Origin of the sequence: Actinomadura sp. 3N508, assembly GCF_044326375.1 — a bacterium.
Classification (GTDB): Bacteria; Actinomycetota; Actinomycetes; order Streptosporangiales; family Streptosporangiaceae; genus Spirillospora.
Genome location: NZ_JBIRAX010000002.1, coordinates 535,753 through 562,154 on the forward strand (window position 1 = coordinate 535,753; position 26,402 = coordinate 562,154).

Below are 26,402 nucleotides of genomic sequence, written 5' to 3' on the forward strand. Positions count from 1 at the left end.
GGGGCCAGGGACGGGTCAAGGCGCGGGAGCGGATCGGCTGACGCCGGACAGCTCGTCGTCGCCCGCGGAGGGCGCGGCGACGACGACGGGCTCGACACGCTCCCGCATGCCGGCGATGACGCCGCCGCGGACCTGGTTCCAGCCGAGCGTGAGCATCGCGGCGACCGACAGCCCGAGCACGCCGGCGAGCGCCACCACCGTCTCCGGCCCGAGCACCTGGGCCGCGGCGCCGCCGACGAGGATCCCGACGCCCTGTCCGGCGAGGATGCCGGACTGGGCGAGGCCGAACGCCCGTCCCCGTCCCGACGCCGGTACCGCGGCCACGAACGCGGCGTTGGCCGCGAGCTGGTAGGCGCTGCCGACGCCCGACAGCGCCCACAGCGCCACCACGCACCACACCGGCGGATGCAGGGCCGCGCCGATCAGCGGCAGGCAGGCCAGCATCGACATCCAGCCCATCGCGTGCAGCCGGTTCGCCGGCCGGACGAACCGGCTGAACAGGAACGCGCCGACCACCATCCCCGTAGGCATCGCCGACAGCAGCACCCCGACCGTGACCGCGCCGCCGCCGAAGGTCGCCGCGTACGGGGCGGCGAGACCCTCGGGGATCACGTAGAACGCGCACAGCCACGCGAAGAGCACCAGCGAGCGCAGCACCGGGTCGCCGAAGACGAGCCGGGCGCCGTCGCGCGTCCCGCGCCAGAGCCCGAACGGCTCGCGCTCCCGCCGCCGCGACGTCCCCCTGCTCCGCAGCCCGCCGACCAGGATCAAGGCGGACGCGCCGAACGTCAGCGCGTCCAGCGCAAGCGCCTCGTGCGTCCCGACCACGGCGACGATCGCGCCGCCCGCCAGGAAGCCGAGCATCTGGGTGCCCTGGTGCGTGATGTTGTTGATCGCCGACCCGGCGACATACCGGTCGCCTTCCAGGACGTCCGGCAACAGGGCCGCGCGAGCCGCCGAGAAGGGCGTTCCCAGCAACACGGTGAGGAACACCAGCGCCGACAGCGCGCCGACCGGCATCGCCACCACCGCCATGACCGTGACCAGGCCCGCCCGCACCACATCGCAGACGATCATGACGGTGCGGCGCGGGAACAGGTCGGCCAGCCCGGACAGCACCGGGCCGCCCACGATCGGCGGGATGTAGGTCAGCGCGTACACCAGCGCGGTCAGCAGCGCGGACTTCGTGCGGTCGTACACCAGCACGGCCAGCGCGACCTGCGCGAGCTGGTCGCCGATGAACGACAGCGCCTGCGCCAGCCAGAGGGCACGGAACTCGCCGACCGCGAAAACCTCGCGATAGGTCGCCTGCTCCTCCGGCGGACGGCGATGCCGCCCGGTCTGCCTTCCCGCCACGCTCGCTCCAGTTCAGCCCGCCCGGTGTTGGACGGCCCTCCCATTAACTCACGCTGCGTGGCCTTCATGTGACCTACAGTGCACAATTCCTCGGCCCGGCGGGCTATTTTGAGCCACCGAACCCGGAAAGGGCTCAGTATCCGAGCTCGTGCAGCCTCCGGTCGTCGATCCCGAAATGGTGCGCGATCTCGTGCACCACGGTGATCCTGACCTCTTCCACCACGTCGTCCGGGGTGTCGCAGATCTGGAGAATCTCACTACGGTAGATCGAAATGTGATCGGGCAGGACGGCGCCGTACCAGTCACCCCGTTCCGTGAGGGGTACGCCTTGATACAGGCCGAGAAGCCCGCGCTCGGGCGCATCGTCCTCGACGACGATGACGACGTTGCGCATGTGCGCGGTCAGCTCGGGTGGGATGGTGTCGAGGGCCTCAGCCACCAGGTCCTCGAACTCATCGCGCGACAACTCCATCACGCCGACAATTCTGCTCGACAGAAGGGGAACCCGTGCCCAAGGCCCGCGCCGCGACGCCCGACCCCTCCGCACCCAGCGGGAACCGCGCCACCCAAGCCGCCCGCCGCGCGTCCCACGCCATGGCCCACGCCGCCCGCACCATCGCCCGCCCCTTCGGCACCGTCCGCCGCCGAGCGACCCCCGCCGTCAACCGCATCCGGACCTTCTGCGCCCCCGCCGTCCGCCGCGCCCGCCCGGTCGTCACCAGCCGCTGGACACGCCTCCTCCTCGTCTTCGCCATCGGACTCACCGCCGCCTACGCCGGCCTCCTCCTCGGCGGCCGCTACGTCACCCCGGTCGGCCCCACCGACGTCGAGCTGTCCCTCCAGCCGTCCCTCCACGGCGGGACGACCTTGGAACTGCCGCCCCTCGGCTCCCTCCAGCTCGACACCCACTGGGGGCCCGTCGCCCTTGAGGCGAGCATCACCGACGTCCGTCCCGAACAAGCACAGCGCCTGATCCAGAACGACGCCGAGGTCGACCGGCTCACCGACCAGATCGCCGAGCAGCTCGCCGACGGCGTGAAACAGCTCCTCGTCCGCGCCGTCCTCCTCGCCCTCCTCGCCGGTTTCGCCGCGGGCCTCCTCCTGTTCCGCTCCCTGCGCCGCGCCCTCCTCGGCCTCGCGTCCGCCGCCCTCGGCCTCGTCGCCGTCACCCTCCTCACCTGGGCGACGTTCAACCCCCACTCGATCGCCGAGCCCCGCTACACCGGCCTGCTCGCCAACGCGCCCCAGATCGTCGGCGACACCCGCAGCCTCGTCGAACGCTTCTCCGCCTACCGCGCCCAGCTCGCCCGCCTCGTCGGCAACGTCTCCGAGCTGTACGCGGCCACCTCCACCCTCCCCACCTACGAGCCGGACCCGTCCACGATCCGCGTCCTGCACGTCTCCGACATCCACCTCAACCCAGCCGCGTGGAACGTTGTAAAGTCCGTCACCACCCAGTTCAAGGTGGACCTCATCGTCGACAGCGGCGACCTCATGGACCACGGCAGCAGGGCCGAGAACAGGTTCGCCGGCGAGATCTCCGACCTGAAGGTCCCCTACGTCTACGTCCGCGGCAACCACGACTCCATGGACACCCAGCGGGCCGTCGCCCGCGAGAAGAACGCCGTCGTCCTGGACGGCGCCACCCGCGAGGTCAAGGGCCTGCGCGTCTACGGCGTCGGCGACCCACGCTTCACCCCCGACAAGAGCACCCGCGACGACTTCGTCGGCGCCGACCAGATGCGCGCCGAGGGAACACTCCTCGCCGGGAAACTCCGCGCCTCGGGCACAACGCCGGACCTGGCCGTCGTCCACGACCCCAACGAAGGCGAAGCCTTCTCCGGCCTGACCCCCCTCATCCTCTCCGGCCACGCCCACGCCCGCTCCACCAAACTCCTCCCCACCGGCACCCGCCTCTTCGTCCAGGGCTCCACCGGCGGCGCCGGCCTCCGCGGCCTGGAACACGAGAAGCCCACCCCGATCGAACTCTCCGTCCTCTACTTCAGCCGCGCCACCCACCGCCTCCAGGGCTGGGACGACCTCCGCCTGGGCGGCCTGGGCCTGACCTCCGCCCAGATCGAACGCCACCTGGAGCCCGACCCCGACAGGGCCATCAAACCCACCCCTCCAGCGACGTCCCCGCCCCCGTCCCCCACCTCCCCGTTCCCGTCCGAGTTCCCCTCCGACTGGCCGTCCCGCAGCCCGACCCCGCTCCCCCGCACCACCCGCCCCGACTAACCGTTTGCGCGCCGCCCTGCTACGTCCTCTACACTTGACCAGGTCTAGTGGCGACCATCACCGCCACACCCGGGCCCCCTTCGTCTAGCGGCCTAGGACGCCGCCCTTTCAAGGCGGTAGCGCCGGTTCGAATCCGGTAGGGGGTACCAAATGAATCTTGTGCAAACCGTTGAAGATCGCCCCTGGGCGATCTTCTTCGTTGTTGCCCCCACCCCCGTACAGCGCCCTGAACACGCTGGACGGTTGGCCACGGTCGGATGAGTCCACCGTCACCCCTGGAGCTGCCGCCTCGTCAGGGAGCATTTGGGCGTCTGCCATCGCTGTTGGCGGGTCGAGCAACTGGGCGAACGGCTCCGTCAGGTCGCGGCGCTCCACCTCACCATCCCGCCCGATGTACAGCTTGCGGAACAACCCCTGGTTGATCTGTCGTCTGACCTTCGGCGGTGCGGTCACGTACCGCTGTTCGCAGTGGGCGGCCACGGCCAGCGCTCTGGCCAACGTGTCATCCAGCTCACCCAACGCTTGGGTTGCCCCCTGGATGGCTTGCTCGGCTTCGGCGGTCTCTCGGGTGATACGCACCATTTCGCGCTTCATCAGGTCGAGCGGTACGGCATCGGCATAATGCGCTTGGAGCAACTTCTCGCGTTCGCGGCCAAGTCCCTCCAGCAGCTTTCGCGCCCGGAGGGCTGCTGACTCGCTGGCCTGCCGCTCAGAGGCCAACTCTTGGCGAACCGCTTCCTGAATGGCTTTCACATGGTGTGGGGCGATACGAAAGCCACTGTAGAAATGAGCGATGCCCGCTTCGATCTTTTCAAGTCGCACACTGGTGCGACTGCACGGATTCCGCTTGGTGCGACGGTTGATGCAAATGAAGTATTCGTAGTAGTCGTTGCGCCCCTTGTTGCGGCTGTAAACCAGTCGGCTACCACACTCGCCACAAAAGATCGACGACTTAAGGTAGTGCGGATGCTGGCGGGTCTTTTCACCAACATAGTTGTGGGAACGCAGCACCTCTTGGATACGTAGCCAAATCTCCGGCGAGATAAGCGCCTCGTGCTTCCCTTCATGAAACACGCCCCGATACGGCACTACCCCGAAGAAATAGGGGTTAGTGAGCAACCGGTGGATGGTCTGTGGGGCGATGGGCTTTCCGGCTGTCTTCTTGCCGCCGCGAGTCTTGAGTCCTTGCGCGTTCAAGGCGTCGGCGAGTTGAATCACCGTCCACTGGCCGGTGGCATATTCCATAAGCATCCAGCGAACCAGCGGCCCGCGCTGCGGGTCAACAATGACATCTCGAATAATCTCCCCGTTCTTCACCTCCTGCACATTGAGATATCCCAACGGGCAGCGGTACGGCGTGCCGCCTGTTTCGGCTTTCTTGTTCATGCCCTTCAATACTTCAACCCCGAGGTTATCGGAGTGGTACTGGGCAACATCGGCCATCATGTTGTAGAGCAACCGACCGGCGGGCGTGTCGTCAACGGGCTCCGACACTGAAATAAGCTTGGCCCCAGCTTTGGCGATCGCCGCATTAATCTCGACGTCATCGGCCCGGTTACGAGCCAATCGGTCAATCTTGTGGACGATCACATAGTCGATATGTCGCCCCTTCAATTCACGCAGCATCCGCTGCAAATCTGGGCGGTTAGCCGACTTTGCCGATTCTCCCGCATCGATGTAGTGTTCAACCACAATCGCATGCATAGCCTGGGCTTTTCCGAGGCATGCGTCACGCTGCGCTGGAATCGAGTAACCCTCGGCTTCGCCACCGACGCTTGCTTGTTCTTCGGTACTGACCCGCAGATAGATCACCACGCGAAGGATATGGCCGGATTCGCTAGCGGCTTTCAATGTTGCATCCGCCATGTGAACGCGACCGACGACCTCGGCGATAGCATCTCCGTCATTGAGCTTGGAAATGAGCGTTTGGCGAGCGTCCTTGTCGCGTGCGCGACGCACTTGCCGTTCGTCATAACCAGGTGCCCATTCGCGGTGATCGTCCGTAACGCCTTGTTCGTGCTCATCGTAGAGCGGAAGATCGTCACTCATGTTTCCAGCCTCCTCCGTGGTGCTTAATCAGGTCTATTCTCTCGCTGTTGCTCAGCGCTGCCAAGGAGATGGTTCTGGCCCGTTGCGCCCTACGCGGTTGATTCTCTGGTAGCTCGCCACGCCGCCAATCGCCCAAGGGCTAGCTGCGCATAAGTTTGATTCAACTCCACCCCGAGCCAATCGCGCTCATACGTTTCGGCAACAATCGCGACTGTCCCCGCTCCAAAGAACGGATCGAGTACTATTCCTGACCGCCAGCCAGCGTCGCAGGCGCACGAGGGCCGCCACGCCCCAGTTGCCAGAATCCGCCCATGAAGCCGCTGTTTGCTTCGCTGCCACGGTTGCCCACACGACTCGCAGATTCGCGCCGGACACGTTGCCAGCAATGGCCGTTCGACGAGCTTCGTTGGAAACGTCGCGAAGTGGTTGCCGTGATAGCTCGCCGTCCCAATGGGCCATACGTCACCCGGATTCTTGCCGAGTGGATGGCCTGGCAGATCAGCGGCACCCAACTTGGATAGCCCGTTGTTGATGTTCTGTCCGCGATCAGTCCTCCGAGGCAATACGCCTTTTGGTGGATATGACCGGTTACTCTTCGCGTAACGGCTCGTATGCGCCCGATCGTCCTTATGCGGCACACGAATAGCGTTGAGGTCAAAGAAGTAGCGCGACGACTTCGTAAAGAAAAAGACGCTCTCATGGGTTGCGCTCAACCGGTCGGTGACGTTGCTCGGCATTGGATTGGTCTTGGCCCACACCACCCGGTTGCGAAGTAGCCAACCCTTGTGCAGCATGGCCAGCGCCAGTCGTTCCGGTCCCATCAACAGGCTCTTTTTTGAAGCACCTTCCCGATGATGGTGCGCGTAACTGTCGCCAAGGTTGAGCCAGAAGCTGCCGCTAGGCTTGAGTACGCGCCAGATTCCTGCTGTCACATTGAGTAGATTTTGTACCCACGCCTCGATATTTGTTTCAAGCCCAAGCTGCTCAGGCTGGCCGTAGTCTCGGAGGGCAAAGTATGGCGGCGAGGTAATCACACAATCGACGCTGCTAGCGGGGAGGCTGGCAAGCTGCGCGCGGGCATCGCCAACCAATACCTCATTGCGCGGTAGTCCGCGCTGGGGTAACTTCATTCCCCCTCTCCGGAAGGGGCCGTCAGCCAGACGGCACCGTCCCTTTGAAGCGTTACGGCAAAGAGCTGATGGGTTTCTTGGGCCACGTGACGAATCACCTCGCCAATCTTTGCTCGTCTGCTTTCATTTGGGACAAGCCACAGCACTAGTGGAAAGATGCCAGTGGCTTGCTGTTCAATGCCTGTGCGCCAGTAATCGCCAAACGTTTGCAGCTTGCGCCGGATTGCTGGGGCGCGCTCGCTTCCCATATCCATCTCGATAAAGGTGTGCCGCTCGAAGTCGCCAACACCAAGCCGCACGTAGGCATCGGATTTCAAAGCAAGCACCGCACCTCCAATGCCAGTGAACTGTCGCCAACAAGCAGGTTCGCTATCGAAGGCGAGTAGTTCCGCCTTTCCCTCCCTGCTCGCCTCAACCAATTTCACATAGAGATCGGCGACGGCGAGCACGTGATCCTGAAACGCCGGTTTGGTTTCCCAGATAGTGCGGCGACGCCCACCAAAAGGGCCGCTCGATTCGAGGACTGCCAGGCCGAGGCCAGACAAACCGTAGATAAATCCGCTCGATCCTGCCCGCACCCCGCCAATACGGCGCGCAAACCGCACTATCACTTTTAGCTCGTACAGCCGTTGCAGCAGATTACGAGTGCGGCGTGCTTGGGTTGCCGCTGATCCGTCTGCCACATGCAACCGTTGCACTTGATCTGCGCGAAGTAGCCGCAGGCGAAAGAGTGATCCAAGTACAGCCATGTCGCGATCAGAGAGCCGAGCCCTCAGCCGAACCGCTCTGCCGCCCGCACCCCGCCCACTCATGAGAGAACCCCTTGTGACTGGCAGAGAGTCACTGGTGTTTGCGTGTCATCTTCACTGGCCAAAGGGCAGGCGCACTCAACGCGGCCGGTAGGCCGAACGGTAGGGTTCTTCTTGGGGTGTCTACACGTCATTTCTGGTTCCTCCTACGCGTACCGATCGCACCACCAGACGGTGTATTTGTGCCATACCAACGCTGGCGCAGGGCGGCATCCACGGCGATACCCGACGACGCATACTGCTGCTGGCTGGCTTGCCGCAGCACATGCATATCGACGCTGGCCGGCGGCAGTGGCAGCGTTTTGACCGCAAAGGGCTTCGACATGCTGTTGCCGATATAGAGCTGCGCACAGACTTCAAATGCCCCTAGCCGTGCCAATTCCTCTGGAGTGGCAGGCTCACCGTAGATGGTCGCTAGGAGTTTGGCATCCGCTGGCGAAGGACGGAAAGACACTCGGGATCGGGCATTGGCGGTCATCGCCGCTTGCAATTTGGTGCTGAGCTGTGCCTGATGTTGATGTGCCGCCACCACGAAGCCGCCAAGCCCGCGAATCTGGGCCAGCACTTTGCCGAAGTCGAGAGCGCCGACGTAATCCTGAAATTCATCAATGATCCAGGCCACCGGAAATCTATCCGCTGGCGCGATCTTTGCGCGCCGCTGCAGGGCATGCCATGCTGCGGTAAGCAGCAAACTACCAAGCAAGCGGCTTGCCTCAGGCCCGTTTACCCCGCGATTCAGGTTGATAAGCACGATGCGCGGCTGGCGAGTGAATACTTCATCGAACGAAAACTTGGGCTGCGGTTGCCCCAGCATCCGCCGAATCGGCTGGCGCGACAGGAATGCACGGAGCTTATTCAAAAGCGGCGCGGCAATCTGTTGCCGCTCCGCTTCAGATACTGATTCAAACCAGGCCCACCAAGGGGCAAGGGTAAGCGGGTCGCTAACCTTGCTGAGCGCCTGCCGACGAAATGCCGCATTGCTGAGCAGCACCGGCACATCCGCCAAGGTGCCGTCTGACATCCTCGCTACGGTAAGCAATGAATGCAGCAGCACATCGCCACTACGCGGGCCAATCGCTGTCCCAAATATCTCCCGGAACAAGCCCGCAAGCTCGTCGGCCCGTCGCTCGGCTTCCTCCGGAGGCCCCGCGAGTGGATTAAATCCGACTTGATTCGCGTCGGCGGGGTCAATAACAACCACATCGCCATGCCGAGCGGGAGGCAGCCGCCTCAAGACATCTGCCACCAAATCGCCACGCGGTTCAATCGCCACGATGCCGTGACCGGCTGCCGCGTGACTCAGAATGAGTCCTGCAAGGAGCGAACTTTTGCCGGAGCCAGTCGGCCCGCTGACGACAACGTTGTGCCGACTGGCCGCCAGGGGTACCGAGACGAGCTGGCCCCCGTCGGCCGGATGCAGGCCCACCCCAAGTACCCGTTCATTGCTCGGCAAGCGTGGGTCGTTCGGCCGGATGAGCAACTGCCGGGGTGCTGGTGCCAGTAGGAGCGGTTGCCCCGGTACGTCAACGCCCTCCAGGGGCCAAGCCAGCAGTTCCGCCAGCTCTGCGGCGTTCACCACTGAACTCCAGAGGCTTCCCAGCCGGTACGCCGTTGCAACGCTCCGCGCCCGCCAAGCGGTGGCTGCACTGGCCCCCAGCTGGCAACTGGCGCTACCAGCGACGCTCAAGGCGTGTACAAGAGAGCGGATGATGACGTGTCCCCGCGAAGTGCTGGGGGCGTTGGCGGCAATCCGGCAGCGCACACCAAAGAGCGGTTCGGCCACTTTGGCCCGCCATGCCTGCCGCAAAGCGGCATCTGGCGGGGTTGGCTTGGTGATGCCGAGCGCCTCACGGACGCTGAACTCCTTCGGTTCACCACCTCGGGTGTGGGACGGACCAATGACCCATTGCACAACGGCCGTCTCTCTGGCGGCAATGCCGCCCAGCGCCGCGAGAACACCCGAACTGACCGATTGCGCGACATCGAGGCGCAGTGGAAACGACATATTACTGAGCCGAACATCTACCGCGAGGTCCATCGCCGGCCGCCTTGGTGTTTCCCGCGGGACAATCGCAAGTTCAGGCAGCTGGCCCCGAAGCTGCTGTACAAAGCCGCTTCCAAGGGATGAGGCCACCCCAAGTAGCCACCGTATTTCTCCCTGGTGTGACCAGGATTCGACTATGACCGGTGGCGTGATCCGCAACATTCCCCGGGGCGACCGCTGCGCAAGCGCGCGCATAAGGCCGGTGATTGCGGAAAGGGTGGGATTGCGGGGTGGGTGCAGGTCATACCATATGAACTCGCTCATTGATCGTCCTCCCCACGCTTCTTATCCTTCGGCTCAGTCTGATTTGCTGGCTTCTTGCTTGCCAGCTCGACCCGTGCAAGAGCGATAGCCGCACGGGCCAGAAGTTTGTATGCCAAGTGCCGACGCTCCTTGGCGGTCACCTTGATTGGTGAGTGGTTTTCATTACGATTCATACGCAAGCCCTCCTTTTACGCTTGTGCTGAATTACTTCCCGCTGTTTTGGAGCACAATAAACCACACCTACCGAGTGATGCCTCGGTGGTGCACAAATATCTGGAATACCCACTTCGCGAGAGTCCGGTAGCTGATAAATGATGCCTGCTCGACCCAGCGATTTAGTTGATGTTCCCAACCACCTCCCTCCAACTATGCAAGCAGGTTCTGAGAAATAGAAGTAGAATTTACAATCTAACAACACCGATTTGTTGGTGCTGGCCTCTGATCAAACACCAGACAAAAAGATTTGATATGACTGCCCACCGGATTGAATCGGTGGGCAGTCGTACCCACTACTCGGAGGCGGTTCCTTCGCTCCGCTCGTCCACCATCTGGCTACGGGACTTGCCGCCTCGTTGGGCGGCCGCTACGAGGCGGCGAATCTTCCTGAGCTTCTCCTCGGTCTGGCGGCGGATGAGTTCGTCGCTGTTGCCGACCATCTGAATACGCGTCCTTCGCGGCAACGTCATCGAGCCTCCTGCTTCCGCTGCTTGAGTACGAATCGCGTCACGCGGTACCCGACGTACAGCACCAGCGCCACGAGAAGGAAAGGCCAGATCTTGAGGAACAGCCACACACCGAACAGGCACAGCCCCAGCAGCCCGATGATGAAAAGGCAACCTTGATTGGCCTGCCGGTTCAGTTCATCCCATGGATTGGTGAACATAAGGATTTCACCTCCTTCCGATCACGACGAAGAGGATTGCGAGCAGAATCGCGATGGCCATAGCGGCTGGAATCGCGGGGCCGGCTGTGCTGTACAACAGATGCCAGCCGGAACGAAACCCCTGCATAAATTCAGGAGGCAGCACCGGCGAGAGAATCCCGCCGATGAGTCGAAGAACGATGCCCACTAGGGCGAGACCAGCAACCACGGCCACCACCCGGAGCAGAATGTCCCATAGAGAGGAACGGGGCATTACTCATCACCGCCGTTCACTCGAAGCGGGCATTGCCAGTATTCGCAATGCTGAATACGACGACGGCAGTTGGCCAGCTCGCTTTCACGGCGATGAAGCCTTTTGCGAACGCGCTTGACGACCTGATTGCTGTAAGCCGTAGCCGCAACGCCGGTCAGTACCCACCCCAGAAACAAGGTGGTGATGGCTGTCGCGAGGCACGGTAAGAATGTGCCGAGCATTGATGGGGTTTCCCTTGCGCTCTTGCCCCTGCGGGCCAGTGGCGCGAAGGGGGTGCGCACTCCCAACGCCTTGCAACTTCGAGACTGCCCAATAGAAAGGGCTCTGTCACCGATTGACCAGGGACTGAGAAGAGTATGACCAGTAGTCAACGAGTTTCCGCAGGTGGCGGGATGACTGGTCAAAGTGTGGTCATTGGGCTACTTGGCTTCAGGGGGTCGCGGAGCTGGGGGTGTCGGCTCGTTATCCTCGGCCGATGTAGACCCCGCGCGATCCTTCCCGCCAAAATCAAGGGGTGCCCCTTCAGGAATGTACCTCCCGAAGTCGTACTCTTCACCTTCCTTCAAGCCAAAGTCGAATTCTCCATCGGGCAAACCAAAATCGTATTCCTCTGGTTCGGCTGAACTGCTGTCACCTTCCTTTGGGTCACTAGGTTTATGAACTTCTTCTGGCATATCACTTCTACTTGTAACATAACTATCCAGTTACGCCAATGGAGATATGGGCTCACCAGAGGTATACTCGATCGGTTCCAGGTGGCAGGGGTTATGGGGGGTCGCATGAAAGACGAAGCCTTGCCTGAGAAGGCAGACAGAACCTCACCACTATGGAAATCTCTCCAAACACTCACCAACGGGCTTGGGGTGCAACGGCTAGACCTTTATAAGTCGGGCATACTCAGCCAGGAACTTTGCGAGCTATGGCACATTGACCTTGAGCACGATTCGCCGGCCACGGTGCAAGCCAAGGTGATTTGGCAAGTCGAGCAACTATTTGAGGGTATGCCCTCAAACTCTAGGACGGCCGTCGTCAAAGTCTGCTTCAATCTGGCGGATAAAGAGGGCCGTACTGTTAAAGGCAACCTGTCAGCCCGGCAGGAAGATCTGGGCAAGCGGCCCGAGCTAGGCGGACGTGGCGCGAAAACCGGACCATCGAAAAGCACTATCCAGCGCTACTTGAACGAAGCCATAGATACCTTCTGGCTAGAACTTCGCCGCAAACCCTCACCGCCCATGCCCGAGGATGTTATTCCTAAGCTCAGAATGAACAACGATGAGACTAAGGAATCCAGCGCGACCAGCACGCCTCCTTCACCCCCTAAGACAGTCTCCAAACGCACCATCTACATAGCGCTTCCTTCCTTGGCGATCGGTGCAACCGTAGCGGTACTGGCGGCATTTATCATCAACAGCCAATGGCAGAACTCAAACGAGCCCGCTACCGGCTCCAGCCCAAAACCAGCCCCTAGTTCTGCCTTGCCGCTCCACATCAGCAGCATTACGGAGATGCGCAGCGAATCAGGTGACGGCAGTTTTGTACTTCCCGGCAAACTCACCATGTCGCAGGAACAACTAACTACCTTCAATGATCTGACCGTCCCAAGCACGGAAGGGTTCGCCAAGTGGTACACCGACCACAAGGGAGCCGCTGTCGATTTTGGCTTCACCAATATCACCGTGCGAGGCAACGCCAAGGGGGTAGTGCGCATCACGGACGTGAGGGTCATCAAGGAGTGCAACCGTCCATTGACAGGCACCTATTTCCAGGGCTTCAAACAGGGCGAAGGTGACACTATTGGCTTGGCTTTTGACTTGGATGACCGCGATCCCATTCCCCAAGAGATGGCCAGTACCGCAATGGAAGGACTTAAGCCGCTCGACAGGAACTACTTCGCCTCGAAGGTCATCACCTTGAAGCCAGGCGAAGAAGAGACGCTGAGCGTCGGGGCGTATACCAAGCAATATGCCTGCAAGTTCCGGCTGCGCGCCGTCATGTCCACGCCCGACGGGCCGCAGTATCAAGATATTAGCTATCACGGCAAGCCGTTCGAGGTAACGGCCACAGCGCCGTCACCTAAGCCAGGCGTACCCTACGCGGCCTACCAAGCCGCTTACGCCGTCTTCGATAGAGGTGGCGTGCGCAACTGGGAGCGGGTCAATCCGGCTACTTATAGAAAGCCCTAGCCTCAAGGGATGTGGCATGACGGGGAAGCAGCTCGCGGCAATCATCGTGGCGTTTTGCCTCTGTGTCTTTGGTGCCACCCTGGGAGTCCTTCGGTTCTCCTCTGGAGACCCTTCTTCGGGTGACACCGCCCCACCAAAATCAACCCCGCCGTCTAAAGCTCCGGTTTATGCCTACGCTACCAGCCAAGAACTGGTCGTGATGCGGGGCCGCCAGGTGGTGGGGCGAACAAGCCGTGCGTTTGATCCGGCGAATTATGCTGTTAACCAGATTTCTTGGACTCATGACGGCAAGTACGTTGTGTTTCTCTCCGACGCGGGACTTCTACCTGGCAGTGCCGGCCTCTACGATGAGTCGAAGCAAGAGCTGAGATTCATCAATACGCAGACTGGCACCGAAAAGCGGCTCCCCTGTCCCGACTGTAAGTGGTTCGCTACGCTTGAAGATGATACGGTGCTTGCTACTGCTGTGCATACCACTAACGAAGGCTACGACGAGCAAAAGGTTTGGCTATTCGATCTTGACTCAGGTTCTCCCGGCGTATCGCAGCCACTGAATACAGAGCAGTACAACGGACTGCCAGGGAGTACCTGGCTTGCCAACACTCGAAACCATATGATGGTGAATCTTCTAGGGGATTCTCCACGTATGGCTTTCTTCTCTTCAGATGGCTTGGAAGTTCTGAACAACACCCTCTACTCAACATCGAATAGTTATATGCTCGCAACTGGCGCTGAGCATACCATTTATGGGTCGGAGGTGTTCGCGCTAGCGGCTCCAATTAGGCCTGGGGAGTGCACACAAGCATTCGCAGTTGACGTGCATACGCCTTCACGGCAAGAATCGATTGGCTCAGACTCATCAGCCATCGAGCCTCCAGGATACAAAGATGGCAAGAGCGGGCTTGATATTCTAGATATGTGGTGGGGTTTTGATGGAAAGCTTCACGCCACGATCGCATCCTGGACATGCGATGAAACCAAGGAAAGTGAGGAAACAAAGCAGGTGCTTGTAAGTCCTCCCACCGTCTGGCGGCTAGATTGGGATAAATGGGTAAAGGAAGGAAACCAGCCTGCAACGATGGTGCGTCCTCTTGACGCGCGCACAAGCATGGTGCTTGTCGTCCCAGATTGCATTGGCATTACTCCGCCAGATGGGCCGTATTGCTACGTTGGCAAGCTATACCGAGAAGAGGCTGGGAAGCGCACTCTCGTAGCTGACCAAGTTTTCTCGGTCTCGACACCACCAATTAAGGGTGGGCCGTCGAAGGCAATCCGTCCTTGGCCTACTCCGACATACGATCATAAGGGTGAATGAGTCCGTGAACAGAAGTGCGCTTGCGTCGTAGTTTTGCGGCCTTAGCAAGGCCACGTGGCGTTGTCACCGCGTCGTTGCCGGGCTCTCATTGCCCTTACGATCACGCAGCCACCTCCGCCCACACTACCTTCCCCCCGCCTTCCGCCAGGTACCATCCCCACTTCTCACAAAAGGCGCTCACCACAAACAAGCCTCGCCCGCTCTCTGACACAAAGTCGGGCAACTGTTCGGCAGGCGGGGTTTCGCTCTTGTCCCACACTTCAATCAGCAGCCGGCCCTCACCATAGGAAAGGCTCAGTCGCACGCTGACGCCTTCGCCCTTCTTGGGGAAGACTGACTTCGCGGGCACTGCCCGTCCGCCAGTAGTAACGACGTTTGGAAGCTCCATCGAGCCACCCGAATGTTTTACGCCGTTGGTCACTAGCTCGGTAGCCACCAATTGGGCGTTCATGACGAGCGAGCCAGCGCCCCACTTCGGGAGAATATCCTCAATGTGCCGCCTTGCCCAGTAGGGGGCATCTGCCATTGCCGCTAGGGGTAGATCGGTGTGGTACGGCCAGTCGGTCATGGGGCACCTACTAATTTGCGGGGATTTGGCAGCAGGGCCAACGCCGGAGCAATGCTCTCCCAGCACCGGCTACGGGGTCGCTGGTTCGGGGACGGCGTTGGCTCTGCGTCATTACACGGCTGGCGAACCCCCTCCCGTGATCCGTGTCCGCCAGCCGTGCGCTTCATGGCCTTAAGCTTCAGCTCAGAGGCCGCAGCTCCCCATGCACGTCATGCGTAGCCCGCATGAAGCCGATGCATAAGTTTGTGTCACCTGACCTAGTAACGTCGCTAGACTGCCTGTAAGCGAGCCGCTTGCAGCGAAGCGAGGTCAGGGCATGGAGCCGCTTCCCCCAGAGCGCCACTGTCCGCAGTGCGGTTCACGGCTGGCACGTGACAACGACGCCCAGCTTTGCGCCGCTTGCCAGCGTAAGAGTCGAAATGTCTTGTTCGGTGCGCCGGATGTGCCTGCCTGGTTTTGGGGTACAGCCGAAATGCAAACCGCCCTGGCCACTCGCCACATGGGCAAGGTGATCAAAGCCTTCCGCACCCATCCCTACCACGGGAAGCCCATCCCCCAAGCCATTGCCGCCGGTTGGCTGTTTCTCACCCAGTCACAGCTCAGCCGGATCGAGGGCGGCCCACCTGTCCAGGATTTGGACAAATGTATTCGTTGGGCGCATACACTGAGGATTCCGGCTGAACTACTCTGGTTTACCTTGCCGGACGAGGAAACGCCAGAGTATGAGCCGCCAATCCCCGAGCCGCCTGTCGAATTTCAGTCGCCAGATGACGAGTGGCAGCGCATGAGCGAGATTCTGCGCCGCACTTTCCTAAAGCGTGGCCTTGCAGCGGTGACGCTGCCTGCGATTGGGCTTGAAGAACTACAACACATTGCAGCCGCACTCAACGATGCTCGCCGTTACGCAGACCATGAGCTAGTAAGCCACTTCGAGCAGCGCCTTGCCGACTGTGCCGCCAATGACCGCACGCGCGGCCCCAAGCAAAGTATCCCGATGGCCCTTGGCCTGGTGGCGGCTATCGAGGAGATTGCCAAAGAGGCCAAGCCGGAGATTCGCCGCTCACTGCTGCGTGTAGGCGCAAAGGTGGCGGAATTTATCGGCTGGCTCTACCGTGATATTGCCATGCCAGAACTTGCGGGCTACTGGCGTGATCGGGCGGTTGAGTGGGCGCAAGCGTCAGCAGACTTCCCGATGCAAGGCTACGTGCTGCTGAAAAAGAGCCAAGCCGCTTGGGGCGAACGCGATGCCCTAAGAATGCTCACCCTTGCCGAAGCCGCCCAAGAAGGCCCCTGGCAGTTGCCGCTTCGAGTCCAAGCCGAAGCAGCCCAGCAAGAAGCACGTGGCCATGCCATGCTGAGCCAGGATATTTCTTTGGTTGAGCCTAAGATTGATCGTGCTCGGGAGCTGCTTGCCGAGGACAAGGAAGCATCCGGCATCGCTGCCCACTACGATGCTGCCCTATTCGGTTTGCAGGTGGCCATCTGTTACACCGAAGTGGGACAGCCGGCACGCGCCCTTGATCTGTATGAGTACTGGCTTTCGCCACAAGCTTTTTCACGACGCGACTACGGTTACTTCTTGTCGCTCAAGAGCGGCACATTGCTGGCTGATCACTCACCTGATGATGCTGCCACCGCTGGCCTCGAAGCGTTGACGCTGGCACGCGAGACAAATTCCGCGCGGACGCATCAGGAAGTCTTGCGCCTCGTTGGAGAGTTGCAACCTTGGGGCAAGCTGGAAAGCGTGCGCGAGCTACGCCACGCTATTTTGTCGTAGCCAGTCGGCAATAGTGCGGATGGCCTCAGCCTGCCACTGTTGCGTTTGCGGGTCGGCGTACTGCGGATCGTCGTGAACGGCGATGCCATGTTGCGCGCCTTCTATTTCAATCAGTCGAGCGTTACCACCGAAACGGTTAACGGCATCCCGTGAAGATTGCACTGGAATAAAGGTGTCGCCAGTACCATGCACGATGAGCGTTGGCGCGGTGATGTTGCCAAGTTCTTCGTGCGGCTTGAGATAGAACAATTCGTTGAGGAGTGCCCGCCCCAGTTTGAAGCTTGGCGAGTGCGCCACGAAGCCATGCGTAAGAAGTTCCCGCCCGGCTTCCTCGTTGATGTGGTCAGCATCCCAATACGGCTTATCGTCTACGAAGCGCTTTTTATAGTTAAGTAGCGGATTGATGAGCACGAGCCGACGGACTGTTGCAGGGTGACGAGCGGCGTAGAAGGCGGAGATGCCACCACCAAAGCTTGCACCGAGGATATTGGCTTGCTCACTACCCGTTTCAGCGCAGATAAATTCCACTGCTGCCCGAATGTCGTTGGCGACGCCACCGATGGTCAGGTCTTCTTGCCGCCCCTCACTCTCACCGTGGGCGCGGAAGTCGAAGCGGAGGGACGGTAGGCCAGCAGCCGCCAGGCCAAGCGCCAGACGGCCGAAGAAGCCGCCTTCCTCCCTGGTGACGCCTCCACCATGCACGAAGACGGTTGACGCTCCCTGGGGCGCGTCAGGGGTGACGAGTGTTCCCCGGAGCTGGAGGCCATCGCGCGCAGCGAAGGTGATAGCAGCCTGGCCGTGGTTCATGGAAGAATCATAGGCCACCGGCTATATCTACGGCGAGGATGGCGTACTAGCACTCACACTTCACGACTGCTAAGCCTAGAGTTATAATATGACACATAAGGGAGATCATTCTATGGGCGGTTCCAAGAGAATCACTATTGCCGTCTACATTGCTACTGGGGTCTGGTCTGTGGCCCTTTTCATTGCAGGTGTTCGGTTGCCCGGTGCGGGTAGCAAGATTCTTGGATTCTTGCCCCTAGCTATCGTTGCATTGTTTGCAATTTATGACCACTGGCTCTGGAAGCTGAAGCTCATAGCCCCCCTTGTGCGTAGGCCAAACCTTAACGGCACTTGGAGAGGGACGCTTACTTCCATGCGTCCAGACGCATCAGGATCTGAAGCGCCCCATGCTCCAATTGACATCTTCGTTGTAATAAAGCAGACTTTTCTTGATATTACTGTAACGCTGTTGAGTGCAGAAAGCCGGTCGCGGTCGATTTCCTCACTGTTGCAGTCGAATCGTTCTGGCGACTTCACGGTGTACTATCACTACAGTAACGTGCCGGGTCTCGCAGTACGGGATCGAAGTTCTATTCATAGCGGTGGCGCAAAGCTTGAAGTCGATGACCTGTTCCCGCATGAGCTAGCTGGTGAGTATTGGACTGATCGACGCTCAAGGGGAACATTTCAAGTTGCATGGGCAAGTAAGAAGCATTACGGAAGCTTCGATAAAGCTTCTACGGAGCTTGCATAGGAGGATTTGATGGACTGGGAATCCTGGCTGCGTAACAGTGCCGCTCCACCGAGCGACCACGAAGACAGTAAGCGAGAGCGCACCGAGAAGCAGATTCGCGATGCCCTGAAGTCCCATGAGCCATTGCAGGATCGCGACTATGTTGTCTATGCTAAAGGGTCTTACGCCAATAACACAAATGTGCGATTGGATTATGACGTAGATATTGCTGTCGAGTATCGGGGCTATTTTTATTCCGATTTAGCGTTTGAGCTTGAGGGTATGCCAGATTCAAGTGTGGGCGTCGTTAGCTCGACTGACTCGTATTCTGTCGCTGACTTCAAGCGGGACATTCGCCTCGCTCTCGAAGTCGCGTTTGGCAAGAGTGCTGTTAAGCCAGGACGAATCGCCTTTCGCGTGCGAGAGCAGAAGACGACGCTGCCTGCCGACGTGGTTCCCTGTTGGGAATATCGTCGATACGACCGCATCAAGAATGGTGAACCCGTGTACCACCAGGGTGCGCGCATCTTTCCTTCAAGTGGATGGCCCATCAATAATTATCCTGGCATACAACTTGAGAACGGCAAGGATAAGAATTCTGGTTTCCGTACTGGTGGCCGATACAAGAGGATGACACGAGCGCTCAAGCGCCTACAGACCCGACTGGTTGATGATGGACTTCTGGAGGATTCGCTACCTTCGTATCTCATCGAGTGCTTGGTTTACAATGTCCCTGATGATTCTTTCGGCCATTCAACCTATAAGGCGGATATGCGGGCCGTCTTGGCTCGCATCTTTAATTCCACTCTCGCGTCTGGTGATTGGAACGACTGGCATGAAGTTCACGAGCTTAAGTACTTGTTTCGAGGGGATTGCGACTGGACGCACCAGCAGGTGCATAGGCTCGCTGACGCTGCCTGGAACGAGATGGGCTTTGAGTAGGTAGATATTCTAATGGCCAAGAAAAAGCTCTCGCTGGAAAACCTAGATGTCCTCGACAATACCGAGTTCGAGGAATTTTGTTTTGAGCTCCTCGGTGAACTGGGTTTCGTTAATATCGACTGGCGCAAAGGAACGGCGCTTCGCGGGAGCCCAGCGGATAGAGGGCGTGACATCGTAGCCCAACATGAGCGCCAAGATATTGATGGCACTAAGCATTTGGAAGATTGGTTTATTGACTGCAAGCATTATAAGAAGGGTGTACCGGCCGAGAAGCTTCAAAACCTTCTTGCGTGGTCAACTGCAGAGCGGCCGCATGTGGCTTGTTTCATCGTGAGCGGCTTTCTGGCTAATGGGGCCAAAGATTTTCTTCGGGACTACGAGCTAAATAATCGACCCCCGTTCAGAGTTAAGTATTGGGAACGGCCCACACTGGAGCGGATGCTTCTCGGTCACGAAGACTTAGTGCGCCGATTTTTGTTTGATGTTGCTCGCAACGACAGTGAAATCTTGCTGGCCGAGGAGGAGCTTTTCGACCGTGTTTGGTACAACCGGCATTTGAACTGGGTCTATCGGGTCGAAAATGGCCAGACACCGAAACCAACTCCCGAGCTATGGCGGACTTCGCACGAAGCGGCTCAGCGTGTTCGGGAGCGTTGGGGTGAAGATAACCTCGGACCCTACGACGATTTCGAGTGGGGCATGATCAATGGGAAGCTATCAGCCTTGCGCTGGGCCCTTGGTAGCGAGTGGGACTTCCTTGATACCTAGATCCCGAGTGTTTCCCTCAAGATGTCGATCATGCCTCGCCCGAGCGTTCGCGTCTTGCTGCTACCTTCGGGTCTGATTCTGACTCCGAAGCACGCTTTTCCCACTCACCTGCTATGTTCAGGAGGCGTTGCACCTCCCACGAGGGGTTAGCAAGCGCCCCCAGCAGGTGTACCAAGCAGACCGGCGCTCGGTTCAGTTTCCCGGGCCCGATCGCCGCAGACGTCACATCGCACCGCGTGCCCACGATCTCGGCCGTCGGCCCGGACACGCGGGGATGGTCCGCTGTCCAGCACCGTCCACCCGCCCCGCTCGTCGTCGGCCCCGCACGCGCGGGGCATGGTTCGCACAAGAGCTGGTAGTTGCGGCCCTGGTAGGGGGTTGGCACCTACGAGAATGGTTCTGCAGAGGGCGGAGTCAACAGCTGCCCCGTCTCCAGAGGCATGCAAACTCAGGCTCGTTACAGCTACTGAGACCAGGCATTTTAAAATTCGTGGCCTAGCGGTAACAACCCGAAGGGCGCAGGTCGTTCAGCGTGAGACGCGAAATCGCCGGCGTGCGTTTGACCTCGCCCGTTGTGTGTGCTACTTGAGCAGATACCTTGGACCTTCGTTCATCGCTACACGACCGTCGGCGTATAGGACCGGCGACTTCTCGGTTCCGGGCCTGCTGTACTGCTCAACTGGTCTCACGACGTACCCTTGCGGGGGTGTGAAATCCACCAGAGCGACCGTCACCCAATAGCGATTAGGGTGACTCTCGGCCAGGTTGACCCGCGTCTCGTTACCTTCTGTGTCGGTGACGACCACGTGGGCGTCGAAGCTCTTTAGCGACCCCGCGCCGTTGCCGAACGCCTGGTAGACCCCGAAAAGCACGTAACGGATCACGTCCAGCGATCCGACTCTTATCGTCTCCACGCCGGGGACGCGAGAGTCTCCGCTGTGCTCGACATGAGGAGCCTCGTGGAGCGACCCGAGGTTCTTGTGATAGATCACCTCCGCCATTCCATCGGACATCCCGCTGAACATTCCCTTCAGGCCACCTCTGCGACCCCTGGTGTCCGGGCCGACGACCCAGCCGAACAGGTCCAGATCGGACCGCTTTGCCCCCACACCGGAGCGCCAACGCAGCTCGGCCGTGACGAGGCCTGACGCCTTCTTGGCAAGCTGGACGCCGACGCCTTCGCCGGCGGACTTCTTGTCCAGGATCACGCCCGACCGCTTCTCGAAATTGATCGGCACTGCGCTTCCCTTCCGTTCTGTTCCTGGTTATAGCCTAGATTGGGAGTTCAGCAGCCGACCATTACCGAATAACGCCCCTTCGCCTCGGCTGGCATCTCGGCGCCGTCGTCTCAACAGACGGGGCACCTTCGATGAATCGGGCGAGCACGGCCCGAGGCGGGATGGACTGCTCCAGGCAAAGGTGCGAGTTGTAACTGACGCCTCACATGACACCAGATTCTTGCGCCGACCAGCAGCACGTTCGGAACACCAGGATCGAGTACGGCGACCTCTTCAGGTGGGGAGCAGAGCCTTATTAACAGCCTGGCGTTTGGGACGGCTGCGGTCGTCGATTTCTGATGATGTGGCGCTGGCCGATGTCGGCCGCCAGAGGTGATCCGCCTACCTGCGTGCGAGTGCGGCGATGTCCATGTCGGCGCTGACATTCTTGAGGTGGCGCTCCAGGACCTGGCGGATGGTGGGAAGCAGGTCCACTCGCGCGCCAAGGCTATCGGCGAACTCGGCGGCCAGGGTCGCGTCCTTGTGCAGGATCCGGGTACTGCCGCGCACGGTTCCCGGCTCCTCTGCCAGCCGCGCGGCGAGGATCTGGAGCATCGCCGAGTCGGCTGCCGTCCCCGCCAGCAACTCGGCGATCACGGTTGCCGTCAGTCCCACCGACGCCGCCACTCGGATCACCTCGGCCGCCGCGACGACGTGGGCCGCGACCATGTGCTGGTGCAGGAGCTTCACGGTCGTCCCCGCTCCGAGCGCGCCGCATGCCACCACGCGGGACGCGTACGCCGTGAGCACCGGCTCGGCGGCGAGGAGGGCGCCGTTGTCTCCTCCCGCGAAGACCGTCAGCGTTCCAGCGATCGCCGATTCGGTGCCGCCCGAGAATGGGGCGTCGAGCACCTGGCAGCCGGTCTCTGTGAGTGAGCCGATCGCGATCGCGTCCTGTACCGCGACGGTGGAGTGGTTGACCAGCAGGTGGTCCGGGCCCAGGAGCGGCGTGAGTTCCCCGGTGACGCCGTGCACCGCCGACGGCGTAGGGAGGACGAGCAGGAGCACGGACGCCGTCTCGGCCAGTTCGGTCAGGGTGTCCGCTCGGCGGACCTGAGCGGTGCCGCCGAAGGGGTCGTGGCCGAGCACCGGCCGACCGGTCTCCGCGAGGCGGTCGGCGAGCCTTCCGCCCATCGCCCCCAGCCCGACGACTCCGATGGTCGAGCGTTCCGTCGCCGGGCGCATCGGCGCTCAGGCCCCGTGTCCGGCGGCGGAACCGTCGCGCACGTTCCGCTGTATCCTGCCGAGCGCTTCGGCGTAGGCGCCCTCGAGGTCGTCCGGAGCGAGTGGTCCTGCGTGGACGCCGCCGCGGACGAGCACGTACCCGCGGTCGATGTAGCGGACCAGCCGGGTGATGGTCGGGCTGGTCAGCAACGATGCCACCCCCTCATCGGCCAGGCCGGTCAGGAGGTCGAGCAGTTCGCTGACGATCCTCGGCGCGAGCCCGGTGGAGAGTTCGTCGAGGAGGAGGACCCGCGGCTCGTTGAGCAGCGCCCGCGAAATGGCCAGCATCTGCTGCTCGCCGCCGCTGAGCACGCCGGCGGACTTGCGGACGCCGCGGCGCAGCGGCTCGAACCGCTCGATCCCCCGCTCCACCGCCTCGTCCGGAAGGTCCAGCATCTCCGCCATCACCTGGAGGTTCTCCCGGACCGTCATCCGGGGGAACAGCTGCCGCCCTTGGGGGACCAGCGCCATCCCCCGGCGGGCCCGGTCGACCGCGGTCGTGGCCGAGACGTCCTCGCCGTCGAGGAGCACCACGCCCGTGCTGCGCACCGCCCCGTACGCCGCGTTCACGAGCGACGACTTGCCCGCCCCGTTGGCGCCGAGAAGAAGCGTGACACCTCCGGCGGGGACGACGAGTGCCTGACCGGTGAGGTTGAGGGCCACCGCCTTGCCGTAGCCGACTCTCAGGTCGCGCACCTCCAGGGCGGCCCGGTCGTTCTCAGGCGTCGCCAAAGTACACCTCCTTCATCTCCGCGCTTGCCACGCACTCTTCCGGGTCGCCGTCGAAGCGCACCTCGCCGTCCGCCATCAGGACCACCCGGTCGACGAGGGAGACCACGATGTCGATGTTGTGGTCCACCAGCAGGACCGCGCGGCCGGCGTCGGCCATCGTGCGGATCGCTCGGGAGAGTCCCTGGATGCCGTCGTCGTCCAGCCCGGCGAACGGCTCGTCGAGGAGCACCACCTCGGGTTCCTGGCTGAGCGCGCGCGCCGCCTCCAGCAGGCGGAGCTGGCCGAGGGTCAGCTCGGAGGCGGGACGGTCGAGATCGGTGAGGCTGAGCGAGCCGGCGATCTCCGTCGCGCGGCGGCGCAGCCGCTCCGCGCGCGGGTCGAGCAGTCCGCGGACCAGCGTCATGGCGAACGAGAACGGTCCGGTGAACGTCGTCGCGTAGGCGCCGATCAGCACGTTCTCCAGGGCGGTGAGCTCGTGCGCGACCTGTGGATACTGGAAGGTGCGCGCCAGCTTCGCCTTCTTGGCCCGCCGGGCCGCGGGCCCGCTCAGCACCCGGTCGGCGACCAGGACCTGGCCGGTGTCCGCGGGCTGCTCACCGCTGATCAGGTCGACGACCGTGCTCTTTCCAGCGCCGTTCGGCCCGACCAGGCCGACCACCTCGCCGCGGTTCACGTGGAAGCTGACGTCGTGGACGGCGCGCACGCCTCCGTAGGCCTTGTGCAGACCCTGACAGCTAAGCACCGGACTCGGCATGGTCCCTCCCCTTCTTGCCACCCGGCCGGGGCAGTCGCGTCAGGACGTCGCCGAGCAGGCCGAGCAGGCCGCGCCGTGCGAAGATCAGCACCAGCAGCACGGCGACCGCGAACGCGAGCGTGCCGGTGTCCTGGAACCAGGTCAGGTTGAAGGTCAGCTCGGTGACGATCAGCGCCCCGACCACCGCTCCCCACGGCGACCGGTAGCCGCCGAGGAACGGGATGAACAACGCCACGAAGGCGAACGAAAGCGGCACCGACTCGGGCAGCATCGACAGGTTCACCGCGGCGAAGTACCACCCGGCGACAGAGCCGAGAGCGGCGCCTATGCCGAGCGAGATCAGGGTGAGCGCGCGCGTCGAGACACCCGAGGACTCGACCGCGCGGACCGCGTCGCCCTTGGCCCGCAAGGCGATCCCGAACGGCGAGGTGCGCAGCCGGTCCAGTCCCCAGGCGGCGAGGAAGAGCGTCACCAGGGCGGCGATCACCAGGTGCTGGCGGGTGGCCTCGTGGCCGAACACCGTCAACCCGCGGTCGAGCGTCACCCCGGCCGGGCCGCCGGTGAAGCCGGTGCTGTCCACCAGCCAGGCCGCGAACGCTTCGCCGAACAGCAGTGTGACCGCGGCCAGGTAGAAACCGGAGAGCTTGTGCGTCGTCAGCCCGAGGAGCACTGCGACCACTGCCGAGATCACGATTCCGATCGGCAGTGCCAGGAACAGTGAAACGTCGGTGCGCACGCACAGGATGCCCAGGGCGTAGCCGCCGATCGCGACATAGGCGTTGTAGGCGACCGACATCGAGTTGCCCATGATGTAGTGGCTGTACAGCCCTAGGCTGATCAAGCCGTAGGTGACCATGAGGATCGCCAGGTCCTGGCGGTATCCGTCCTGGCCGACCCACAGTGCGACCAGAATCAGCAGCAGGAACGCGATAGGCGTCCGCCAGCGACTGAGCCCGCTCATGCGCGCACCCGCTTGACGAAGATCCCCTCTGGACGCAGCGCGAAGAAGAGCACGGCGACGCCGAAGGTCATGTAGGCCAGCGCGGCGGGGCCGAAGTAGTAGATGGCCGCCGCCTGCATGATGGCCAGTCCGAGTCCTCCGGCGAGCGGCCCCCAGACGTTGGCCGCGCCGCCGATCACGAAGGAGAGGAACCCGAACAGGGTGAACTGCAGCGCGCTGGTGAACGCGATACCCGCACGGTTGGCGAACAGCACGCCTGCCAGCCCTGCGATCAGGCCGGAGGAGGCGAACGCGAGCAGCCGGATCCGCCGTACCGGCATCCCGAGCATCGTCGCGGCCTGCGTGTTGTCGCCGATCGAACGGAACTGCCGCCCGAGCTTGGTGCGACGCAGAAGCAGCCCGATGGCGACGAACAGGCCGACGGTGACCACGATCTCGACGAGCGCCTGCGCGCTGACAACGAACTTGCCCAACTCGAGCACGTCTCCCTTCACCCAGGTAGCGCCTGGCAGCGCCGACTTGCCGAAGGCGACCCCGGCGATCTGCTGCAGGGCGAAGAGGCCGGCCACGAGGGCCATCACGACGTGGTGGTCCTCGCCCTTACCGGGCTTGACCAGAGGTGCCACCACCAGAGCCTCGATGCACAGGCCGAGGGCGACACCGATCACGACCGCGACGAGCACGCCGAGTACCAACGGCAGACCGTGCTCGACCGCGATCGACGAGCCGGCCATCCCCCCGACGACCACCAGGCCGCCGACGGCGAAGTTGAACAGCGCGGCGCTCTCCTTGACCATGAACAGGGCCAACGCGATCAGGCCGAAGAAACACCCGGTCTCCAGCGTGGGGATGACGAGCTCGATGGGCATGGCGACTCCTTCTCCGTCTCTCGGCGCGGGGTCAGTCGACCCGCTGGTTCACCTCCACGACGTTCATGGACGGGTCGTAGGTGTAGAGCTGGTGGAAGCCCTTGTAGGACCAGGTGCCGGCGTCGTTGTAGCGCACGCCCTGCTCGGTGAGGCGCTGCATCACGCCCTTGATGTCGTCGACCTGGATGGCGATGTGGCCGTTGATGACCGGGTGCACCCGCAGGTCGTTGTCCCAGGGCAGTGACGGGGTCGGCTTGCAGATGTGGATCTGGCGGCCGTTGCCGTCCTCGAACAGGGCGACGAAGTCGCTCCCGGTCTGGAGCTGGCCCTGCTCGCCTTCACCGGACCAGGGGAACTGGATCTCGTTCATGCCGAAGACGTTGTTGTAGAAGCGGACCATCGCCCGGACGTCGTGGGCGGGAATGTTGACGTGGTGCAGGTTCCAGCTCATGGTTTCCTCTCGTTCCTCTCGGTTTCGGTGCGAGCA

General features: G+C 61.8%; 26 protein-coding genes, 1 tRNA gene and 1 pseudogene. 9 read left to right on the forward strand and 19 right to left on the reverse strand.

The genetic code is table 11. The features are described 5' to 3' along the window. Positions 1-15 precede the first annotated feature (15 nt). Together ACH34S_RS08790 and ACH34S_RS08795 are read right to left on the reverse strand one after the other, a co-directional pair. Positions 16-1,356 carry an MFS transporter gene (locus ACH34S_RS08790; RefSeq protein ID WP_395951968.1) on the reverse strand — a complete coding sequence of 447 codons (1,341 nt, stop codon included), beginning with the start codon at positions 1,354-1,356 and terminating at the stop codon, positions 16-18. Positions 1,357-1,489: 133 nt separating this feature from the next. Beyond that, on the reverse strand, positions 1,490-1,831 hold the full coding sequence (locus tag ACH34S_RS08795) for a metallopeptidase family protein (protein WP_395951969.1): 342 nt from the start codon (positions 1,829-1,831) through the stop codon (positions 1,490-1,492). 32 nt (positions 1,832-1,863) lie between these two features. On the opposite strand from ACH34S_RS08795, the gene ACH34S_RS08800 reads away from it, so the two are divergent. From ACH34S_RS08800 to ACH34S_RS08810, 3 genes are all read left to right on the forward strand, one after another. Beyond that, entirely contained in the window at positions 1,864-3,594 is a 1,731-nt protein-coding gene (locus ACH34S_RS08800) for a metallophosphoesterase (protein WP_395951970.1), read from the forward strand. Between the two features lie 73 nt (positions 3,595-3,667). Next, positions 3,668-3,743 (forward strand) — tRNA-Glu (locus ACH34S_RS08805). 154 nt (positions 3,744-3,897) lie between these two features. Continuing rightward, positions 3,898-4,287, forward strand: a complete 390-nt coding sequence (locus ACH34S_RS08810; RefSeq protein ID WP_395951971.1) for a hypothetical protein — start codon at positions 3,898-3,900, stop codon at positions 4,285-4,287. Positions 4,288-4,443: 156 nt separating this feature from the next. Here ACH34S_RS08810 and ACH34S_RS08815 read toward each other — a convergent pair. From ACH34S_RS08815 to ACH34S_RS08850, 8 genes and pseudogenes are all read right to left on the reverse strand, one after another. Then, positions 4,444-5,643 (reverse strand): annotated as a pseudogene (locus ACH34S_RS08815) (recombinase family protein); the annotation flags it as partial. An 89-nt stretch (positions 5,644-5,732) separates the two neighbouring features. After that, on the reverse strand, positions 5,733-6,773 hold the full coding sequence (locus ACH34S_RS08820; protein ID WP_395951972.1) for a DNA-methyltransferase: 1,041 nt from the start codon (positions 6,771-6,773) through the stop codon (positions 5,733-5,735). Then, positions 6,770-7,522, reverse strand: coding sequence for a replication-relaxation family protein (locus tag ACH34S_RS08825; protein WP_395951973.1), 753 nt, complete (start codon positions 7,520-7,522; stop codon positions 6,770-6,772). The genes ACH34S_RS08820 and ACH34S_RS08825 overlap by 4 nt, the downstream gene beginning before the upstream one ends. Before the next feature lie 190 nt (positions 7,523-7,712). Further along, positions 7,713-9,620 (reverse strand): type IV secretory system conjugative DNA transfer family protein, encoded by a 1,908-nt coding sequence (locus tag ACH34S_RS08830; protein WP_395951974.1) that lies wholly within the window; start codon positions 9,618-9,620, stop codon positions 7,713-7,715. Positions 9,621-9,886: 266 nt separating this feature from the next. Beyond that, positions 9,887-10,063 (reverse strand): hypothetical protein, encoded by a 177-nt coding sequence (locus tag ACH34S_RS08835; protein ID WP_395951975.1) that lies wholly within the window; start codon positions 10,061-10,063, stop codon positions 9,887-9,889. A gap of 336 nt (positions 10,064-10,399) precedes the next feature. Then, complete coding sequence (locus ACH34S_RS08840) at positions 10,400-10,546, reverse strand: hypothetical protein (RefSeq protein ID WP_395951976.1); 147 nt, start codon at positions 10,544-10,546, stop codon at positions 10,400-10,402. A 26-nt stretch (positions 10,547-10,572) separates the two neighbouring features. Then, on the reverse strand, positions 10,573-10,773 hold the full coding sequence (locus ACH34S_RS08845) for a hypothetical protein (RefSeq protein ID WP_395951977.1): 201 nt from the start codon (positions 10,771-10,773) through the stop codon (positions 10,573-10,575). 7 nt (positions 10,774-10,780) lie between these two features. Continuing rightward, positions 10,781-10,990: a hypothetical protein gene (locus tag ACH34S_RS08850; protein ID WP_395951978.1), complete on the reverse strand. Its 210-nt coding sequence runs from the start codon at positions 10,988-10,990 to the stop codon at positions 10,781-10,783. Positions 10,991-11,805: 815 nt separating this feature from the next. Here ACH34S_RS08850 and ACH34S_RS08855 point away from each other — a divergent pair. Both ACH34S_RS08855 and ACH34S_RS08860 read left to right on the forward strand, forming a co-directional pair. Beyond that, a complete protein-coding gene (locus tag ACH34S_RS08855) occupies positions 11,806-13,209 on the forward strand; it encodes a hypothetical protein (RefSeq protein WP_395951979.1) in 1,404 nt (467 codons plus the stop codon). 16 nt (positions 13,210-13,225) lie between these two features. Then, entirely contained in the window at positions 13,226-14,524 is a 1,299-nt protein-coding gene (locus ACH34S_RS08860) for a hypothetical protein (RefSeq protein ID WP_395951980.1), read from the forward strand. A 100-nt stretch (positions 14,525-14,624) separates the two neighbouring features. On the opposite strand, the gene ACH34S_RS08865 is transcribed toward ACH34S_RS08860, so the two are convergent. Beyond that, the gene (locus ACH34S_RS08865) at positions 14,625-15,092 is read right to left on the reverse strand and encodes an ATP-binding protein (protein WP_395951981.1); all 468 of its coding nucleotides are present in this window, start codon (positions 15,090-15,092) and stop codon (positions 14,625-14,627) included. Positions 15,093-15,591: 499 nt separating this feature from the next. On the opposite strand from ACH34S_RS08865, the gene ACH34S_RS08870 reads away from it, so the two are divergent. Continuing rightward, complete coding sequence (locus ACH34S_RS08870) at positions 15,592-16,869, forward strand: XRE family transcriptional regulator (protein WP_395951982.1); 1,278 nt, start codon at positions 15,592-15,594, stop codon at positions 16,867-16,869. On the opposite strand, the gene ACH34S_RS08875 is transcribed toward ACH34S_RS08870, so the two are convergent. Continuing rightward, positions 16,846-17,676, reverse strand: a complete 831-nt coding sequence (locus ACH34S_RS08875) for an alpha/beta hydrolase (RefSeq protein WP_395951983.1) — start codon at positions 17,674-17,676, stop codon at positions 16,846-16,848. The genes ACH34S_RS08870 and ACH34S_RS08875 overlap by 24 nt on opposite strands. 112 nt (positions 17,677-17,788) lie before the next feature. On the opposite strand from ACH34S_RS08875, the gene ACH34S_RS08880 reads away from it, so the two are divergent. From ACH34S_RS08880 to ACH34S_RS08890, 3 genes are read left to right on the forward strand one after another with little or no spacing between them, the layout of a single operon-like run. Next, positions 17,789-18,409: a hypothetical protein gene (locus ACH34S_RS08880; RefSeq protein ID WP_395951984.1), complete on the forward strand. Its 621-nt coding sequence runs from the start codon at positions 17,789-17,791 to the stop codon at positions 18,407-18,409. A gap of 9 nt (positions 18,410-18,418) precedes the next feature. Continuing rightward, positions 18,419-19,330, forward strand: a complete 912-nt coding sequence (locus ACH34S_RS08885) for a nucleotidyltransferase (RefSeq protein WP_395951985.1) — start codon at positions 18,419-18,421, stop codon at positions 19,328-19,330. Between the two features lie 12 nt (positions 19,331-19,342). Next, the gene (locus ACH34S_RS08890; RefSeq protein ID WP_395951986.1) at positions 19,343-20,098 is read left to right on the forward strand and encodes a restriction endonuclease; all 756 of its coding nucleotides are present in this window, start codon (positions 19,343-19,345) and stop codon (positions 20,096-20,098) included. A gap of 581 nt (positions 20,099-20,679) precedes the next feature. Here ACH34S_RS08890 and ACH34S_RS08895 read toward each other — a convergent pair. The 7 genes from ACH34S_RS08895 to ACH34S_RS08925 all read right to left on the reverse strand — a co-directional run bounded on the left by ACH34S_RS08895 (position 20,680) and on the right by ACH34S_RS08925 (position 26,366). Further along, positions 20,680-21,336: a hypothetical protein gene (locus ACH34S_RS08895; RefSeq protein WP_395951987.1), complete on the reverse strand. Its 657-nt coding sequence runs from the start codon at positions 21,334-21,336 to the stop codon at positions 20,680-20,682. A gap of 381 nt (positions 21,337-21,717) precedes the next feature. Beyond that, entirely contained in the window at positions 21,718-22,560 is an 843-nt protein-coding gene (locus tag ACH34S_RS08900; protein ID WP_395951988.1) for an NAD(P)-dependent oxidoreductase, read from the reverse strand. Positions 22,561-22,566: 6 nt separating this feature from the next. Then, entirely contained in the window at positions 22,567-23,331 is a 765-nt protein-coding gene (locus ACH34S_RS08905) for an ATP-binding cassette domain-containing protein (protein WP_395951989.1), read from the reverse strand. Next, on the reverse strand, positions 23,318-24,034 hold the full coding sequence (locus tag ACH34S_RS08910) for an ABC transporter ATP-binding protein (RefSeq protein ID WP_395951990.1): 717 nt from the start codon (positions 24,032-24,034) through the stop codon (positions 23,318-23,320). Before ACH34S_RS08910 ends, ACH34S_RS08905 begins: the two co-directional genes overlap by 14 nt. A gap of 31 nt (positions 24,035-24,065) precedes the next feature. Continuing rightward, entirely contained in the window at positions 24,066-25,046 is a 981-nt protein-coding gene (locus ACH34S_RS08915; protein ID WP_395951991.1) for a branched-chain amino acid ABC transporter permease, read from the reverse strand. Continuing rightward, positions 25,043-25,915 carry a branched-chain amino acid ABC transporter permease gene (locus tag ACH34S_RS08920; protein ID WP_395951992.1) on the reverse strand — a complete coding sequence of 291 codons (873 nt, stop codon included), beginning with the start codon at positions 25,913-25,915 and terminating at the stop codon, positions 25,043-25,045. Before ACH34S_RS08920 ends, ACH34S_RS08915 begins: the two co-directional genes overlap by 4 nt. Positions 25,916-25,946: 31 nt before the next feature. Further along, positions 25,947-26,366 (reverse strand): VOC family protein, encoded by a 420-nt coding sequence (locus ACH34S_RS08925; RefSeq protein WP_395951993.1) that lies wholly within the window; start codon positions 26,364-26,366, stop codon positions 25,947-25,949. Positions 26,367-26,402 lie beyond the last annotated feature (36 nt).

Coding starts and splice junctions, on each gene's coding strand:
- ACH34S_RS08865 (WP_395951981.1), bottom strand. CDS start 15,092: ATGACCGACTGGCCGTACCACACCGATCTACCCCTAGCGGCAATGGCA.
- ACH34S_RS08915 (WP_395951991.1), bottom strand. CDS start 25,046: ATGAGCGGGCTCAGTCGCTGGCGGACGCCTATCGCGTTCCTGCTGCTG.
- ACH34S_RS08820 (WP_395951972.1), bottom strand. CDS start 6,773: ATGAAGTTACCCCAGCGCGGACTACCGCGCAATGAGGTATTGGTTGGC.
- ACH34S_RS08890 (WP_395951986.1), top strand. CDS start 19,343: ATGGCCAAGAAAAAGCTCTCGCTGGAAAACCTAGATGTCCTCGACAAT.
- ACH34S_RS08855 (WP_395951979.1), top strand. CDS start 11,806: ATGAAAGACGAAGCCTTGCCTGAGAAGGCAGACAGAACCTCACCACTA.
- ACH34S_RS08920 (WP_395951992.1), bottom strand. CDS start 25,915: ATGCCCATCGAGCTCGTCATCCCCACGCTGGAGACCGGGTGTTTCTTC.
- ACH34S_RS08870 (WP_395951982.1), top strand. CDS start 15,592: ATGGGCAAGGTGATCAAAGCCTTCCGCACCCATCCCTACCACGGGAAG.
- ACH34S_RS08845 (WP_395951977.1), bottom strand. CDS start 10,773: ATGTTCACCAATCCATGGGATGAACTGAACCGGCAGGCCAATCAAGGT.
- ACH34S_RS08875 (WP_395951983.1), bottom strand. CDS start 17,676: ATGAACCACGGCCAGGCTGCTATCACCTTCGCTGCGCGCGATGGCCTC.
- ACH34S_RS08835 (WP_395951975.1), bottom strand. CDS start 10,063: ATGAATCGTAATGAAAACCACTCACCAATCAAGGTGACCGCCAAGGAG.
- ACH34S_RS08925 (WP_395951993.1), bottom strand. CDS start 26,366: ATGAGCTGGAACCTGCACCACGTCAACATTCCCGCCCACGACGTCCGG.
- ACH34S_RS08830 (WP_395951974.1), bottom strand. CDS start 9,620: ATGGACCTCGCGGTAGATGTTCGGCTCAGTAATATGTCGTTTCCACTG.
- ACH34S_RS08885 (WP_395951985.1), top strand. CDS start 18,419: ATGGACTGGGAATCCTGGCTGCGTAACAGTGCCGCTCCACCGAGCGAC.
- ACH34S_RS08900 (WP_395951988.1), bottom strand. CDS start 22,560: ATGCGCCCGGCGACGGAACGCTCGACCATCGGAGTCGTCGGGCTGGGG.
- ACH34S_RS08840 (WP_395951976.1), bottom strand. CDS start 10,546: ATGGTCGGCAACAGCGACGAACTCATCCGCCGCCAGACCGAGGAGAAG.
- ACH34S_RS08825 (WP_395951973.1), bottom strand. CDS start 7,522: ATGGCTGTACTTGGATCACTCTTTCGCCTGCGGCTACTTCGCGCAGAT.
- ACH34S_RS08860 (WP_395951980.1), top strand. CDS start 13,226: ATGACGGGGAAGCAGCTCGCGGCAATCATCGTGGCGTTTTGCCTCTGT.
- ACH34S_RS08880 (WP_395951984.1), top strand. CDS start 17,789: ATGGGCGGTTCCAAGAGAATCACTATTGCCGTCTACATTGCTACTGGG.